This is a genomic window from Pseudomonas sp. B14-6, assembly GCF_013260315.1.
Taxonomy (GTDB): domain Bacteria; phylum Pseudomonadota; class Gammaproteobacteria; order Pseudomonadales; family Pseudomonadaceae; genus Aquipseudomonas; species Aquipseudomonas mandelii.
Genome location: NZ_CP053929.1, coordinates 6,565,974 through 6,579,241 on the forward strand (window position 1 = coordinate 6,565,974; position 13,268 = coordinate 6,579,241).

Annotated in this window: 14 protein-coding genes; 5 read left to right on the top strand and 9 right to left on the bottom strand. The window is 59.3% G+C overall.

Annotated features, from left to right (window positions below; genetic code table 11):
• Positions 1–9: 9 nt before the first annotated feature.
• Both moaB and glp read left to right on the top strand, forming a co-directional pair.
• A complete protein-coding gene (gene moaB / locus HP062_RS30015; RefSeq protein WP_010461247.1) occupies positions 10–549 on the top strand; it encodes a molybdenum cofactor biosynthesis protein B in 540 nt (179 codons plus the stop codon).
• Entirely contained in the window at positions 533–1,759 is a 1,227-nt protein-coding gene (gene glp, locus HP062_RS30020; RefSeq protein ID WP_172792629.1) for a gephyrin-like molybdotransferase Glp, read from the top strand. The genes moaB and glp overlap by 17 nt, the downstream gene beginning before the upstream one ends.
• A 66-nt stretch (positions 1,760–1,825) precedes the next feature.
• Here the strand turns inward: glp and HP062_RS30025 are convergent, their stop codons facing one another.
• Positions 1,826–2,134, bottom strand: a complete 309-nt coding sequence (locus tag HP062_RS30025) for a hypothetical protein (RefSeq protein WP_010461243.1) — start codon at positions 2,132–2,134, stop codon at positions 1,826–1,828.
• A 323-nt stretch (positions 2,135–2,457) separates the two neighbouring features.
• On the opposite strand from HP062_RS30025, the gene yegS reads away from it, so the two are divergent.
• On the top strand, positions 2,458–3,375 hold the full coding sequence (gene yegS, locus HP062_RS30030) for a lipid kinase YegS (RefSeq protein ID WP_010461241.1): 918 nt from the start codon (positions 2,458–2,460) through the stop codon (positions 3,373–3,375).
• Here the strand turns inward: yegS and HP062_RS30035 are convergent.
• The 3 genes from HP062_RS30035 to HP062_RS30045 all read right to left on the bottom strand — a co-directional run bounded on the left by HP062_RS30035 (position 3,359) and on the right by HP062_RS30045 (position 5,778).
• Complete coding sequence (locus tag HP062_RS30035) at positions 3,359–4,018, bottom strand: response regulator transcription factor (RefSeq protein WP_010461240.1); 660 nt, start codon at positions 4,016–4,018, stop codon at positions 3,359–3,361. The genes yegS and HP062_RS30035 overlap by 17 nt on opposite strands.
• Positions 4,015–4,908, bottom strand: a complete 894-nt coding sequence (locus HP062_RS30040; protein ID WP_077747904.1) for a sensor histidine kinase — start codon at positions 4,906–4,908, stop codon at positions 4,015–4,017. Before HP062_RS30040 ends, HP062_RS30035 begins: the two co-directional genes overlap by 4 nt.
• A gap of 399 nt (positions 4,909–5,307) precedes the next feature.
• Complete coding sequence (locus tag HP062_RS30045) at positions 5,308–5,778, bottom strand: hypothetical protein (protein ID WP_010461234.1); 471 nt, start codon at positions 5,776–5,778, stop codon at positions 5,308–5,310.
• 462 nt (positions 5,779–6,240) lie between these two features.
• Here HP062_RS30045 and HP062_RS30050 point away from each other — a divergent pair, with 462 nt between their 5' ends.
• Positions 6,241–7,176 carry a chemotaxis protein CheV gene (locus tag HP062_RS30050; RefSeq protein WP_010461233.1) on the top strand — a complete coding sequence of 312 codons (936 nt, stop codon included), beginning with the start codon at positions 6,241–6,243 and terminating at the stop codon, positions 7,174–7,176.
• 198 nt (positions 7,177–7,374) lie between these two features.
• Positions 7,375–8,181 carry an MOSC domain-containing protein gene (locus HP062_RS30055; protein WP_077747902.1) on the top strand — a complete coding sequence of 269 codons (807 nt, stop codon included), beginning with the start codon at positions 7,375–7,377 and terminating at the stop codon, positions 8,179–8,181.
• A gap of 71 nt (positions 8,182–8,252) precedes the next feature.
• Here HP062_RS30055 and HP062_RS30060 read toward each other — a convergent pair whose 3' ends face one another.
• From HP062_RS30060 to atuD, 5 genes are all read right to left on the bottom strand, one after another.
• Positions 8,253–8,537, bottom strand: coding sequence for a pyrimidine/purine nucleoside phosphorylase (locus HP062_RS30060; RefSeq protein WP_010461229.1), 285 nt, complete (start codon positions 8,535–8,537; stop codon positions 8,253–8,255).
• Between the two features lie 61 nt (positions 8,538–8,598).
• On the bottom strand, positions 8,599–9,147 hold the full coding sequence (locus HP062_RS30065) for an exonuclease domain-containing protein (protein ID WP_172792461.1): 549 nt from the start codon (positions 9,145–9,147) through the stop codon (positions 8,599–8,601).
• 71 nt (positions 9,148–9,218) lie between these two features.
• A complete protein-coding gene (locus HP062_RS30070) occupies positions 9,219–11,180 on the bottom strand; it encodes an acetyl/propionyl/methylcrotonyl-CoA carboxylase subunit alpha (RefSeq protein WP_083374691.1) in 1,962 nt (653 codons plus the stop codon).
• 133 nt (positions 11,181–11,313) lie between these two features.
• On the bottom strand, positions 11,314–12,111 hold the full coding sequence (locus tag HP062_RS30075) for an enoyl-CoA hydratase/isomerase family protein (RefSeq protein ID WP_010461220.1): 798 nt from the start codon (positions 12,109–12,111) through the stop codon (positions 11,314–11,316).
• The gene (gene atuD, locus HP062_RS30080) at positions 12,108–13,265 is read right to left on the bottom strand and encodes a citronellyl-CoA dehydrogenase (RefSeq protein WP_083374689.1); all 1,158 of its coding nucleotides are present in this window, start codon (positions 13,263–13,265) and stop codon (positions 12,108–12,110) included. The genes HP062_RS30075 and atuD overlap by 4 nt, the downstream gene beginning before the upstream one ends.
• Between the last annotated feature and the right edge of the window lie 3 nt (positions 13,266–13,268).

The following is a 13,268-nucleotide window of genomic DNA, read 5'->3' on the forward strand; positions in this document are numbered from 1 at the left end:
GACGAGCCTATGAAAGCCAAGGCTGAAGTACCTTTCGCGCCGCTCAACATCGCGGTGTTGACGGTCAGCGATACCCGCACCCTGGAAACCGATACGTCAGGGCAGCTTTTCGTCGACCGCTTGAGCGCTGCCGGCCATCACCTGGCCGCTCGGGTTTTGCTTAAAGATGATCTCTACAAAATTCGCGCGCAAGTCGCCAACTGGATTGCCGAGGATGTCGTGCAGGTGGTGTTGATCACCGGCGGTACCGGGTTCACGGGGCGCGACAGCACACCGGAAGCGGTGAGCTGTCTGCTTGACAAGCAAGTCGACGGTTTCGGCGAGTTGTTCCGGCAGATTTCGGTCGCGGACATCGGCACTTCGACTGTTCAGTCCCGGGCCCTGGCGGGTTTGGCCAATGGCACGCTGGTCTGCTGTTTGCCGGGTTCGACCAATGCTGTGCGCACTGGCTGGGATGGCATTCTCGCCGAACAGCTGGATTCGCGGCACCGTCCCTGCAATTTCGTCGCTCACCTTAAACAGGCGGCACCCTGTGAATCCCGTGGGTAAGCCCGGCAAAGCCGGTAGCTTGATGGCGGTCGAAGTCGCGCTGGCGCGTTTGCTGGAAATGGCTGAGGCATCAACGATAGGCGAGCGTGAGCGCTTGCCGTTGGCACAGGTTGAAGGTCGCATACTGGCCGATGACCTGGTCTCGACGCTTGATCTGCCGCCCTGGCCGAACAGTGCCATGGACGGCTATGCCTTGCGCGTCGCTGACTGGACGGGCGAACCCTTAATGGTCAGTCAGAAGATTTTCGCCGGCCAGGTACCCGAACCATTGAAGCCAGGTACCTGCGCCCGAATCTTTACCGGTGCGCCTGTACCGGCAGGTGCCGATTGCGTCGAGATGCAGGAGAACGCCGAGGTTCAGGCGGACGAGCGCGTCCGTTTTATCGAGGCAATGGCCCCGGGTCAAAATATTCGCCCGCAAGGCCAGGAAACTACCGTTGGCGAACTTGTTTTGCCGGCGGGCACCCGTCTGGGACCTATCGAGCAGGGCCTGGCGGCGTCGCTGGGATGTGCTGAGCTGAACGTGGTTCGCAAGGTTCGTGTCGCAGTCCTGTCAACCGGAGATGAATTGATAGAGCCGGGCCAGCCCCTCGGGCCGGGACAGATTTACAACAGTAATCGCGTGTTGCTGTGCAGTTGGTTGCAGCGCTTGGGCTGTGTAGTGATCGATGCCGGAATTCTTCCCGATGATTTAGCGGCCACTCGCGCCCGCCTTGGGGAATTGAAGGATGTCGATTTGATCCTTTCTACCGGCGGCGTGTCGGTGGGAGAAGCCGATTTTCTGGGCATTGCCTTGCGCGAAGAGGGCGAGTTGACCCTGTGGAAACTCGCCATCAAACCAGGCAAGCCGCTGACGTTCGGTCATTTTCGCGGCGTCCCCGTGATTGGTTTGCCCGGCAACCCTGCGTCGACGCTGGTTACATTTGCCTTGTTGGCCAGGCCCTATCTTTTGCGCCGCCAGGGTATGAAAGAGGTCGAGCCATTAAAGTTTCAGGTGCCTGCAGGGTTCGACTGGCCAAAGGCTGGTAATCGTCGAGAGTATTTGCGTGGACGCCTGGAGAATGGTCGGGCAATCATCTACAAGAATCAGAGCTCCGGGGTGCTCCGCAGTGCCGCTTGGGCTGATGGTCTGGTTGAAGTACTGGAAGACCGCACGTTGATCGAAGGCGATGACGTGAACTTCATTCCGCTGAGCGAAGTCCTGAGCTGATTCTGGCGAAAGTCTTGCCACGCAAGCCCGGTAGATCGTGCCGGAGCTTGCGTGTATGGCTAGCGTTTAACGAACCAGAAGTGACACGACCTGATCAAAGCGGCTGTTGGCGACCCAGCCCAGCAGCCCCAGGACCACGGCTGTTCCACCCGCAGAATAGGCCAGCCTGTGTTTGATGGATTTAACATCGCCACGGACCTCTTCCATGTCTCTTCGGATGTATTTGAGGTGTGTCTCGAGTTCAATGACGCGAGGTTCCATATCAACTCCTCCGGCGGATTTTGCGCTGTTATTGAATTCAGCCTGATGATTGGCGCGATTGCCTGCCGATGGCGCGACCTGACTGATCGGCAACCTGATGTCATGGCTTTGCATGGGCTGAAACGCTCCTTGCCTTCAAGCCCTTTGGATGGCCGACACTGGTGTTGATTGCGCTTTGTGTGGCCCTTGAAGAAGGTCTACTCATGGTTTTCACATCCCTGTGTATTGAATGTTGATGACTGATGCCGCGGACCTCAAGGTGTACCAATCGCCAAGGTTGGTCAATTGAGCCGATTCCGCACATGTTGTAAGAAAATTTCCCGCGCTGTAGGACCACAGGGCTGTACGGCTCAAAAAAATTCAAATCCCTGCGACTTTTATAGGCGGTGGTGAGGTCAACATCTCTCATACGGAGTCCAAACATGGGAGCGGCAATAATGAGTGAGCGCAAAGCGCTGTTGATTCTGCATGGCAAGCAGGCGCTCAACGAGGAGGTCCGTGCGGCCGTCGACGTTAAACGCCAGCAGGGCTGGGAGTTGGCCGTCCGACTGACCTGGGAGGCGGGTGACGCGCAGCGGCTGGTGGAAGAAGCCTTGAGCGCGGGCTATACGCAACTGATTGCCGGCGGCGGTGATGGCACCTTGCGTGATATCGCCGAGGCCATGGCAGCGCATTCGACGCAGGCCAGTCTGGTGCTGATGCCGCTGGGCACCGCGAACGATTTTGCGCGTGCCGCCGGTGTGCCGCTCGAACCCGCTCTGGCGCTGGACCTTCTGGAGGTTGCACCGCAAGCGATCGATCTGGGCGAGGTGGGCGGTCAAGTCTTTCTGAACATGGCCACCGGCGGCTTTGGCAGTCAGGTCACGGCGAATACCTCGGAAGACTTGAAGAAAGTCCTCGGGGGCGCGGCGTATCTGTTCACCGGGTTGTCGCGCTTCAGCGAACTGCATGCTGCCTACGGCGAGTTGCAGGGGCCGGACTTTCATTGGAGTGGTGAGCTTTTGGCGTTGGGTATCGGCAATGGCCGGCAGGCTGGCGGTGGTCATGTACTGTGCCCGGAGGCGCTGGCTGACGATGGGCTGCTGGATATCAGCATTTTGCCGGCGCCGCAGGAAGTGGTCGGTACGTTGAAAACGCTGCTGGCCGATGGCTTCGGCATCGACAACATGTTTGTGCGAGCTCGCCTGCCATGGGTCGAGATCAAAGTTGCGGAAGGCCTCTACATCAATCTGGATGGCGAACCTATCGAGGGCGAGAGCCTGCGATTCTCGGCGCGTCCAGCGGCATTGCGCGTGCATTTGCCGCAGAATTCGCCTCTGCTGAGCGCTTCGAAAACGGTCAGTCGTCCAGGCTGATGATTTGCTCGCGCACGGCAAACAGCACCAGGCCGGCCACGTCGTAGATCTGCAGGCGCTTCATGATCTGCGAGCGGTGGGTTTCAACGGTTTTGATGCTGAGGCCCAGGCCATTGGCGATTTCCCGGGTGGATTTGCCCCGAACAATCAGTCGCAGGATTTCCAGCTGGCGGGCCGTCAGGTTGTGTGAGTCCGCAGCCTCGGGTTGATGCTTCTGGTTACGGATCAGTGCCTGGTTGATAACTGTGTGGGCAATGGCCGGGCTCAGGTAACGCTCGTTGTTGCGCAAGGCATCCAGGGCATGTTCCAGCTCGGTGGCCGTGGTGTCTTTGAGCAAATAGCCATGAGCGCCGGACTCAAGCGCCTGCATGATCAGGGCCGGGTCGGTGTGCATCGACAGGATCAACACCTTGCTTTGCGGGCGGACCTGCTTGAGTCGCTGCAAGGCTTCAAGGCCGCCGGTCTGCTTCATGGAGATATCCAGCAGAACGATGTCAGGGGACAGCTTCTCGACCATCTCGAGTAGCTGCGAGCCGTCATTGGCCTCACCAATGACCGCGTAGCCGGGAATATCCAGCACCAGAGCGCGCACGCCTGCCCTGATAAGCGAGTGGTCATCCACCAGAAGTAAGTTACAAGTCAATGCATAACCTTATTCGTACTGGCCCGTTCGAGCGCACGGGGCGCCCAGGGAAAGAGTGCTTCGATTTGAGTGCCTTTGCCCGGCTCGCTGGTCACGACCAGGGTACCGCCCAGTTGATCGATCCGTTCCACCATCCCGGCCATCCCGCGTTGCCCCTCTCGACCGGGGTCTGCGGCTGGTGCGAACCCCAGGCCGTCGTCGCTGATCAGCAGCGCCAAACCCTGGGGCATGCGTTGCAGGCGGATCAGCAGGTTATTCGCTTTGGCATGGCGAAGAATATTGGTCACCGCTTCCTGGGTGATTCGAAAGGCGGCCACCGCCATTTCTTCCGGTATGCCGGTCAGGCGTTGATGGCATTCCAGGCTCCAGTGAATTGAAGTATTGGCCAGGGTCTTGAGCAAATGCGCACGCAGGCTGGCTTCAAGTCCGAGGCTGGCCAACTGCCTGGGATTGAGAATGGCCGAGACATCGCGAACCTTGGCAAGGGTTTCGTCCAGTGTGTCGCAGAGCACCGTGCACTGGCCTTGCATGTCTTCAGGCATCCGGCGTTTGAGCCATTCACTTTGAAGTTTTGCCGCGGTCAGCAACTGGCCGATGTCGTCATGTAGTTCCCTGCTGAGACGATGACGTTCATTTTCCTGGACCTCAAGTAGACGATCGGCTAGTTCTTGTGGCTGAAATTTTATTGATTTGCTCGACAGGAAATGTTGTACCCAGACGCAGCCAAGTGCCGCCATGTTCAGTACCAGCAGACTCATCGGCACTGAAGCAGACAAGCTGAAAACCAGCAGGCTGCCGAGTGCCGAGGCGGTGCACAGCAAAAGCGTTAACCGCCGCGCATTTTTTTGGGAGGGGAGCCGTGGGGTGAATGACTTGAGGCTGGCGTACATAGCGGATGGAGCCAATAGATGTTCGCTGCGGGCAGACCGGCCATCGTGGATGACGGGTCTCTGTCTGAAAGCTGTAGTGACTCGTCTCTAACCGTGCAATCCAGGGCGGGGGCTGACAGCACCTTCAAATTCGGCCTGCACTCGTCTGGAGTCACTTTGACATTAGAATGGCGTCAACTAATGGTCGGCATAATACCATTTAAGCTACCGTTGGTCGCGTTCGGTATATATGTCTATTCAGTCAGGAATTAGGGGTTTAGGACGATAGTTCCATAATGGAAAAAGTTTAACGGAGGGAATAGTTATTTGTATCGAGCTGTCGTTGACATGAGCACACCCCAATTAATGAGCGGCATCATGACAATGATATTACGCAATAAGGCTTGGTTATCTGGCGGATTAAGCTTGCCGCTCCGAATAGGAAACAAGCGTGAAGGGTTTGGAATTAACCGGAGGCTGGAAATGACTTTGTCCGACCTGAAACGCAAAGGCTTCAATCAGGGAAGTCTGTTCACTTTCATCCAGGCTGAGTTGGCCGGTGGTCTGATCGATGAGTTCGAGTTGCCAGGCCATCAACGTAAAGCAGTCCTTCAACGCACACAGGGCCTGGTCGTGCAGTTGCATGTGGCCTTGGGCGTGGTTCAACAAGCCATGGATGTGCAGCGAAAATTCAGAAACCGCCTCCAGGGCCAGGGCATCCGCCTTACTCGCTAATTTGAGCAGGCTGCTGAGCATGCAATCGATTGCGTCTTTGTCATTGCTGATCAACTGCAGATGGCTAAGGCACTCTTCCGATTTGGCCAGGAGTGTTTCAGCCTCGACGAGGAACTCCGGAAAGCGCTGAGCCCACTGTTTAGTGTCGTTCGGCATGGTTATCTCCACAACGTCATGTCAAATGAGGGGATGTCGTGTGTGTCGACGAAGACGTCCAGCGTCCCGACGCTGCCGTGCCGGCATGAGATCGCGCTCCGGCTGGCCTGGGCGCAGGCTGGGGAACTCGAGAGGGTGGATGGCCACTTACCTGCGATCGCACACAAAAGCCTGACTCCGTTCATGCAATGAGAATGGCGTCACATTAATGGCTATTGGATATTGCGAATATCAGGTTGGGCCTGATTGTTACTAGGGGAATCCCTTACACAGGGGAACCTAACGTGCAAACCGAGGTCGCGCCGCAGGGGATGAAGCAGATGAAATCGCTGCGCCAGTAAAGCATGATGTTAATGTGACATCAATGCCCGATCATGGCATTTTGTCTCAGGGTCAAGGTCTGGCCAAAACAGCCGATAACCCTCTTTAGTGAATTCATCAGAACAAGCCCAGGAGTCATTAATGGCCGGCATTCTCGACACGGTAGACCAACGCACACAACTGGTGGGTGAGAATCGCCTGGAAATTCTCATGTTCCGGCTGGCCGGTCGGCAATTGTTCGCGATCAACGTTTTTAAAGTGCAGGAAGTGTTGCAACTGCCGAAGCTGACCCTAATGCCCCAGCGCCATCCGTTTGTCTGCGGCGTGGTCAACTTGCGTGGGCAGACGTTGCCGGTGATTGACCTGTCCCAGGCCATCGGCATGCGTCCGCTGGTGCCTGGCCCTACCAGTACGATCATCGTCACCGAGTACAACCGTTCAGTGCAGGCGTTCCTGGTTGGCGGCGTAGACCGCATCGTCAACATGAACTGGGAAGCCATTCTGCCGCCGCCGGCCAGCGCCGGCCGCCAGCATTACCTGACCGCCATCAGCAAGGTCGACGATCAGTTGGTGGAAATCATCGACGTCGAAAAAGTCCTGGCCGAAATCGTGCCGTACAACGCCAAGGTCTCGCGCGAGAAACTCGACGACCCGGTGCTGGAGCGCGCCCGTGGTCGTGAAGTGCTGTTGGTGGATGACTCCAACGTTGCCCTGTCGCAACTGCGCGACACCCTGGGCCAGTTGGGCGTGAAGATGCACATCGCCAGCGACGGCTTGAAGGCGCTGAACATGCTCAAGGCCTGGGCCGATACGGGCGTGTCGATGACCGACAAACTGCTGATGGTCTTTACCGACGCGGAAATGCCGGAAATGGACGGCTATCGCCTGACCACCGAAATCCGCAACGACCCGCGCTTGCGTGGCCTCTACGTGGTGCTGCATACGTCGCTGTCGGGCAGTTTCAACGACTCTATGGTCAAGAAGGTCGGCTGCGACAATTTCCTCTCCAAGTTCCAGCCGGACAAACTCGTCGACGTAGTGCGTCAGCGCCTGATGCTCGACGAAGTGCCGGCCTGACACGATTTAGGCTGCACACGATCAACCTGTAGCGAGCCTGCTCGCGAAGAGGCCATCACTGTCAACATTGATATTGGCTGATACATCGCCTTCGCGAACAGGCCCGACCCAAAAGGTAAACAGAGATCGGTTTTCTGCCTTTGATTCGGCGACCAAGCTCGTATAGGGTGGCATTTTTTGCCCACCAGGGAGCTGGCCATGTTGCGTCTGAGCGCGCTTTACCGTTATCCGTTGAAATCCGGCAAGGCCGAGGCCCTGCAGCAGATTTGTCTCGACAAACTGGGGCTGGACGGTGACCGACGCTGGATGCTCGTGGACGAGGCCAATGGGCGCTTCCTGACCCAGCGCACGGTGGGGAAGATGAGCCAGCTGTCGGCGTTATGGAATGCTGACGGCGGCTTGACCCTCAGTGCACCCGGGCGCCCGGCAATCGATATTGCCTTGCCGGGTAGCGGCGCTGAACTGCGGGGCGTGACGATCTTCAAAGACAGCCTGCGCGTGCCCGATGCCGGCGATGAAGCCGGCGCCTGGGTCAGTGAGTTCATTGGAAAGCCGACGCGCCTGGTGCAAATTCCTCTGGATCGCGCGCGCACCACACAAGCGGGCTATGGCCGGAATGACGATCAAGTGGCGTTCGCCGATGGCTTCCCGCTGTTGCTGATCGGGCAGGCTTCCCTGGAAGATCTCTCGAAAAATGTCGGGCGCCCGCTGGAAATGCTGCGCTTTCGACCAAACCTGGTGATCGAGGGCAGCGAGGCGTTTGCCGAGGACAACTGGAAGCGTATTCGCATCGGGGATGTTGAGTTCCGCGTGGTCAAGCCCTGTTCGCGCTGCATCCTGACCACCATCGACCCGCAAACCGGTGAGCGCAGCAGTGATCGCGAGCCTCTGGCCACGTTGCAGAAATACCGTTCCCAGGCGGACGGTGCAATGTTCGGGCAGAACCTGGTCAACGACAGCAATGGTCAACTTGAAGTCGGCATGCCAGTGACGATCCTGGAATAAACACACGAAATGAAAAATGCCCGGGTCCCAAGGGGCCCGGGCATTTCTTTGTCGTTGTGAAAACCCGGGGTTTAGCCGCGGTATTCGCACAGGTAAGCGGTGTCGACGGCCACTTTCAGCTGGAACTTGCTGTTGGCGGGCACGTTGAACTGGCTGCCGGCGGCGAAGGTTTCCCAATCGGTGCTGTCAGGCAGTTTGACGGTGAGGGCACCGGTCACCACGTGCATGATTTCACGCTGGCTGGTGCCGAATTCGTATTCGCCCGGAGCCATGACGCCGATGGTCGCAGGACCTTCAGCGGTGCCAAAGGCGATCGACTTGACGGTGCCGTCGAAGTACTCGTTGACTTTAAACATGGGCGATTCCTCGAAAAGGGCTAAAAAGGGCCGGCCAGTATGCACAAGGCCTTGAACGCCGTCACCTCTCTGGCGGGAGAACCTGTGGCAACAGGCGCGCCGTATTGCGCGCATCTTCCAGCGCTCGATGCTGTTGGCCATTGAACTGCATGCCCGCCAGTTGCAGCGCGCCGTTGAGCCCCAGCGGGCGTTCCAGGCGCCGGGCCTTGGCAAAGCGCTGTTTGAGATTCATGTGCGGCACTTTCTCAAGCACGCTGCACAGATGCAGTCGCTGCCATTCCTGAAGCAGTTGCTTGCGATCGTAATCGCCCCAACTGACCCAGCCCTCCAGCTCCGATTGATGGCGCACGAGCCATTGCTCGAATGACGGCCAGACCTCACTCAGCGTCTGCGCTGCGTCGACGTTGGCCTGAGTGATGTGCGTCAGCTCCCGGCAAAACGGCGTCAGCAAAGGCCGACGCAGTGGCCGAACAAAGCACTGGAAACAATCCACCTCGCGCCCTTTTCGGTCCACCAGGGTGGCTCCGATTTCGATGATTTCCATTTCCGTAACTGGCCAGCCACCGTCATCGGTGGTGGCTTCCAGATCGATCACCAGCCAGTGAGGCATCGCAGGGTTCCTGGTATCCGCGTCCTGATAGGGCTTGAGCGTAGCCAAAGCCGGCGGATCCGCCTAGCGGCTTATTCGACCTCCAACAAAATTTGACGATTCTTGACCTGATCGCCGACTCGCACCTTCAAACGTTTAAGCACGCCGTCGATCCCTGATTTGAGCGGGTGCTCCATTTTCATCGCTTCGAGGACCACCAGCAGTTGACCTTTGCTGACCGGGCTGCCCTCGCTGACCAGTACGTCGACGATCGCCCCGTCCATGGGTGCCTTTAGGGTGCCGGAGCTGACACTGGCCTGGCTGCTGACCAAGGCTTGGGTCCGATCGACCAGACGCAGGCTGCCGGGGCGGGTGAACAGCCAGAGTTGACCGCCCGCGAGGCGGTAGGCATGGCGTTGGCGGATGCCGTCGATCATCAGGGTTGCCCAGTGCCCGTCGCACTGAATGACCTTCAATTCGAGGGTTCGGCTGCCGACTTGCAAGCGGTACGGTGAGTCAGGCGCTGCGTTCAGTTCCACTGGCCAGTCCTGATCCTCCAGGCCGATTCGAAGATGCAGGGGCACGCTGGCGTTGTTTCGCCAACCGGCCAGCGGGGCACGGTGAGCCTGCGCCGAGGCGTGATAGAACAACGCCGCCGCAATGACCAGTTCTTCGGCGCTCGGCACCTTCGGATGCAGACAAGGATGGTCGGCGAAACAGCTCGGGATAAACCCGGTGCTGAACTCGCCGCTGATGAACTGCGGGTGTTGCAGCAGGCTGGCGAGCAAGCGCTGATTGCTTTGCACGCCCAGCAACACGCTGTCCTGCACCGCCCGCAGCAGTTTGCGCCGCGCTTCTTCACGGGTGGCTCCGTGCGCAATGATCTTGCCCAGCAGCGGATCGTAGAACGGGCTGATGTTCTGGCCTTCGATCAAACCGTGATCGATCCGCACACCGTCTTGCAACGCCAGCTCCCACGCCTCGACTCGCCCGGTTTGTGGCAAAAAGCCCTGGGCCGGATCTTCGGCGTACAAACGCACTTCCATGGCATGCCCGTTGAGCTGCACTTCTTCCTGGCTCAACGGCAGCGGCAGGCCCTCGGCGACGTGCAGCTGCCAGGCCACCAGATCAAGGCCGGTGATCAATTCGGTCACCGGGTGTTCCACTTGCAGCCGGGTGTTCATCTCCAGAAAGTAGAACTGCCCGCGCGCGTCCAGCAAAAACTCAACGGTGCCGGCGCCCACGTAATTCACCGCTCGCCCAGCCTTCAACGCCGCTTCGCCCATGGCCTGGCGCAACTCGGTGGTCATCACCGGGCAGGGTGCTTCTTCGATGACTTTCTGGTGGCGACGCTGGATCGAACAGTCGCGTTCGCCGAGGTAGATCAGGTTGCCGTGCTGGTCGCCGAACACCTGGATTTCTACATGGCGCGGATCGATCAGCGCTTGTTCGAGAATCAGTTCGTCGCTGCCGAACCCGTGCAGGGCTTCGGAGCGCGCGGTTCGCAGCTGTTCCAGCAAATCGTCGGCGCTGTGCACCAGGCGCATGCCGCGTCCGCCGCCGCCGGCGCTGGCCTTGATCATCAGCGGATAGCCGATGCGTGCGGCTTCGCGGCTCAGGGTCGCATCGTCCTGTTCGGCGCTCTGATAGCCTTTGATGCAGGGCACGCCGGCCGCGAGCATGGCGAGTTTCGACAGGCGCTTGCTGCCCATCAATTCGATTGCTTCGGGGCTCGGGCCAATGAAGGTGATACCGGCGTTTTGGCAGGCGAAGGCGAATTCGGCATTTTCCGAGAGGAAGCCGTAGCCGGGGTGTATCGCGTCGGCACCGCTGCGCCGGGCGGCGTCGATGATCGCCGGGATGTTCAGGTAGGACTGCTGCACCGGGGCCGGGCCGATGTTGACCGCTTCGTCGGCCATTTGGACGTGCAGGGCGTCGGCGTCGGCATCGCTGAATACGGCGACGGTGCGGTAGCCCAGGGCGTGGGCGGTGCGCTGGATGCGGCAGGCGATTTCACCGCGGTTGGCGATGAGGATTTTGCTGAGTCCGGGCATGGGTTGTTCCCTTGTTATTGCGGTGAATGTGATGGCCTCTTCGCAGGCAAGCCTCGCTCCTACAGGTACCGCGATTGCCGCGGGATTGGGCTCGGCACAAAACCTGTAGGCGCGAGGCTTGCCCGCGAAGCTTTTAGAGGGCCCACCCCGGTTTACGTTTTTGCACGAAGGCCATCGTCCCCTCGACCCCTTCAGCCCCGGTCACCGCTTCGCTGAACCACCCGGCGGCTTCATCCAGCAACGCGTCCGAAGGCTGCCCCGCACTCGCCAACAACAGTTTTTTGGTCGTGGCATTCGCCCCCGGCGCGCAGCACAACACATGGGCCAGAATTTCATCGAGGCGTTCGGCCAAGGCTTGCGCGTCATGCTCGACGAAATGCACCAAGCCCATGCGCCGTGCCTGGGTGCCATCGAAGCGTGCGGCCGTCAGTGCCAGTCGACGCGCCTGGGTCAAACCGATGCGCTGCACCACAAACGGCGCGATCTGCGCGGGCAACAGACCGAGGCTGGTTTCCGGCAGACCGAACTGCGCCAGGTGATCGGCCAGCGCGACATCGCTGACGCAGGCCAGTCCCAATCCACCGCCGAGCACCGCGCCTTGCAGCACCGTGATGACCACTTGCGGCGCGTGTTGCACCTCTTGCAGCAGCGCGCCGAACGCTCGGTTCAAATCGCGATAGGCGTCCGGGCCTTGAGCCCGTGCATTGGCCATGTCCTTGATGTCGCCGCCGGCACAAAAATGCCCGCCGGCACCGCCGATCACCAGCGCACGAACGGCTCGATCGTCACGCACCGCGGCGAGCACCGCACGCAGTTCGGCAACCATCTGCAAGCTCATGGCGTTGCGGCTTTCCGGGCGGTTGAGGGTGATGTGCAGTACGCCGTTATGGGATTCGAGCAGCAAGGTCTGGCAAACCGGCAGGGCGCTCATTTCTTTTTCCCCGGCAGGATGCCCATGAGTTTGCAGATGATGCCCAGCATGATTTCGTCGGCCCCGCCGCCGATCGACACCAGCCGCACGTCACGGTAAGCGCGGGCCACCGGGTTGTCCCACATGAAGCCCATGCCCCCCCAATATTGCAGGCAGCTGTCGCTGACTTCGCGACCCAGGCGACCGGCCTTGAGTTTGGCCATCGACGCCAGGCGCGTGACGTCCTGGCCTTTGATGTACTGCTCGGTGGCCTGATAGACCAGCGCCCGCAAGCATTCGATTTCGGTTTGCAGTTCGGCCAGGCGAAAGTGAATGACCTGATTGTCGATCAGCGCGCTGCCGAAGGTCTTGCGCTCCTTGCAGTACTCGATGGTGCTGTCGACGCAGTATTCCAGGCCCTTGATCATGTTCGCCGCGCCGAACAGGCGTTCTTCCTGAAATTGCAGCATCTGCATCATAAAGCCCGCGCCTTCATGGCCGATGCGGTTGCGCTGCGGCACGCGCACGTTGTCGAAAAACACTTGGGCGGTTTCCGAACTGCGCATGCCGAGCTTGTCCAGGTGCGAACTGAGGCTGATGCCCGGGGTGTTCATCGGCACCATGATCAGCGATTTGTTGACGTGCGGTTTGTCGTCGGAGGTGTTGGCCAGCAGGCAGATGAAGTCGGCGCTCGGCGAGTTGGTGATCCACATTTTGCTGCCGTTGATCACGTAGTCGTCGCCGTCCTTGCGGGCGCTGGTTTTCAATCCGGCGACGTCGGAACCGGCACCGACTTCGGAGACGCCAATGCAACCGACCTGTTCACCGGTAATCGCGGGACGGAGGAATTCTTCGCGCAATTCATCGGAGCCGAAGCGGGCGAGGGCGGGCGTGCACATGTCGGTCTGCACGCCAATGGACATCGGAATCCCGCCACAATGAATCGTGCCGAACTCTTCGGCCGCCACGATCGAATAGCTGTAGTCGAGTCCCATCCCACCGAATTTTTCCGGTTTGGAAATCCCCAGCAAGCCGAGGTCGCCGGCCTTGCGGAAAATCTCGTGGATGGGAAAGCGCCCGGCCTTTTCCCATTCTTCGACGTGGGGATTGATCTCGTGATCGACGAATTGGCGGACCGTGCGACGCAGTGCTTCGTGTTCCTGGGTGAAGATCATTTT

Excerpts from the sequence above, each read along its gene's own strand:
- atuD (WP_083374689.1), bottom strand. The coding sequence starts at position 13,265 with ATGATCTTCACCCAGGAACACGAAGCACTGCGTCGCACGGTCCGCCAA.
- moaB (WP_010461247.1), top strand. The coding sequence starts at position 10 with ATGAAAGCCAAGGCTGAAGTACCTTTCGCGCCGCTCAACATCGCGGTG.
- HP062_RS30055 (WP_077747902.1), top strand. The coding sequence starts at position 7,375 with ATGTTGCGTCTGAGCGCGCTTTACCGTTATCCGTTGAAATCCGGCAAG.
- HP062_RS30075 (WP_010461220.1), bottom strand. The coding sequence starts at position 12,111 with ATGAGCGCCCTGCCGGTTTGCCAGACCTTGCTGCTCGAATCCCATAAC.
- HP062_RS30050 (WP_010461233.1), top strand. The coding sequence starts at position 6,241 with ATGGCCGGCATTCTCGACACGGTAGACCAACGCACACAACTGGTGGGT.
- HP062_RS30065 (WP_172792461.1), bottom strand. The coding sequence starts at position 9,147 with ATGCCTCACTGGCTGGTGATCGATCTGGAAGCCACCACCGATGACGGT.
- HP062_RS30025 (WP_010461243.1), bottom strand. The coding sequence starts at position 2,134 with ATGCAAAGCCATGACATCAGGTTGCCGATCAGTCAGGTCGCGCCATCG.
- yegS (WP_010461241.1), top strand. The coding sequence starts at position 2,458 with ATGAGTGAGCGCAAAGCGCTGTTGATTCTGCATGGCAAGCAGGCGCTC.
- HP062_RS30045 (WP_010461234.1), bottom strand. The coding sequence starts at position 5,778 with ATGCCGAACGACACTAAACAGTGGGCTCAGCGCTTTCCGGAGTTCCTC.
- HP062_RS30070 (WP_083374691.1), bottom strand. The coding sequence starts at position 11,180 with ATGCCCGGACTCAGCAAAATCCTCATCGCCAACCGCGGTGAAATCGCC.
- HP062_RS30040 (WP_077747904.1), bottom strand. The coding sequence starts at position 4,908 with ATGTACGCCAGCCTCAAGTCATTCACCCCACGGCTCCCCTCCCAAAAA.
- HP062_RS30060 (WP_010461229.1), bottom strand. The coding sequence starts at position 8,537 with ATGTTTAAAGTCAACGAGTACTTCGACGGCACCGTCAAGTCGATCGCC.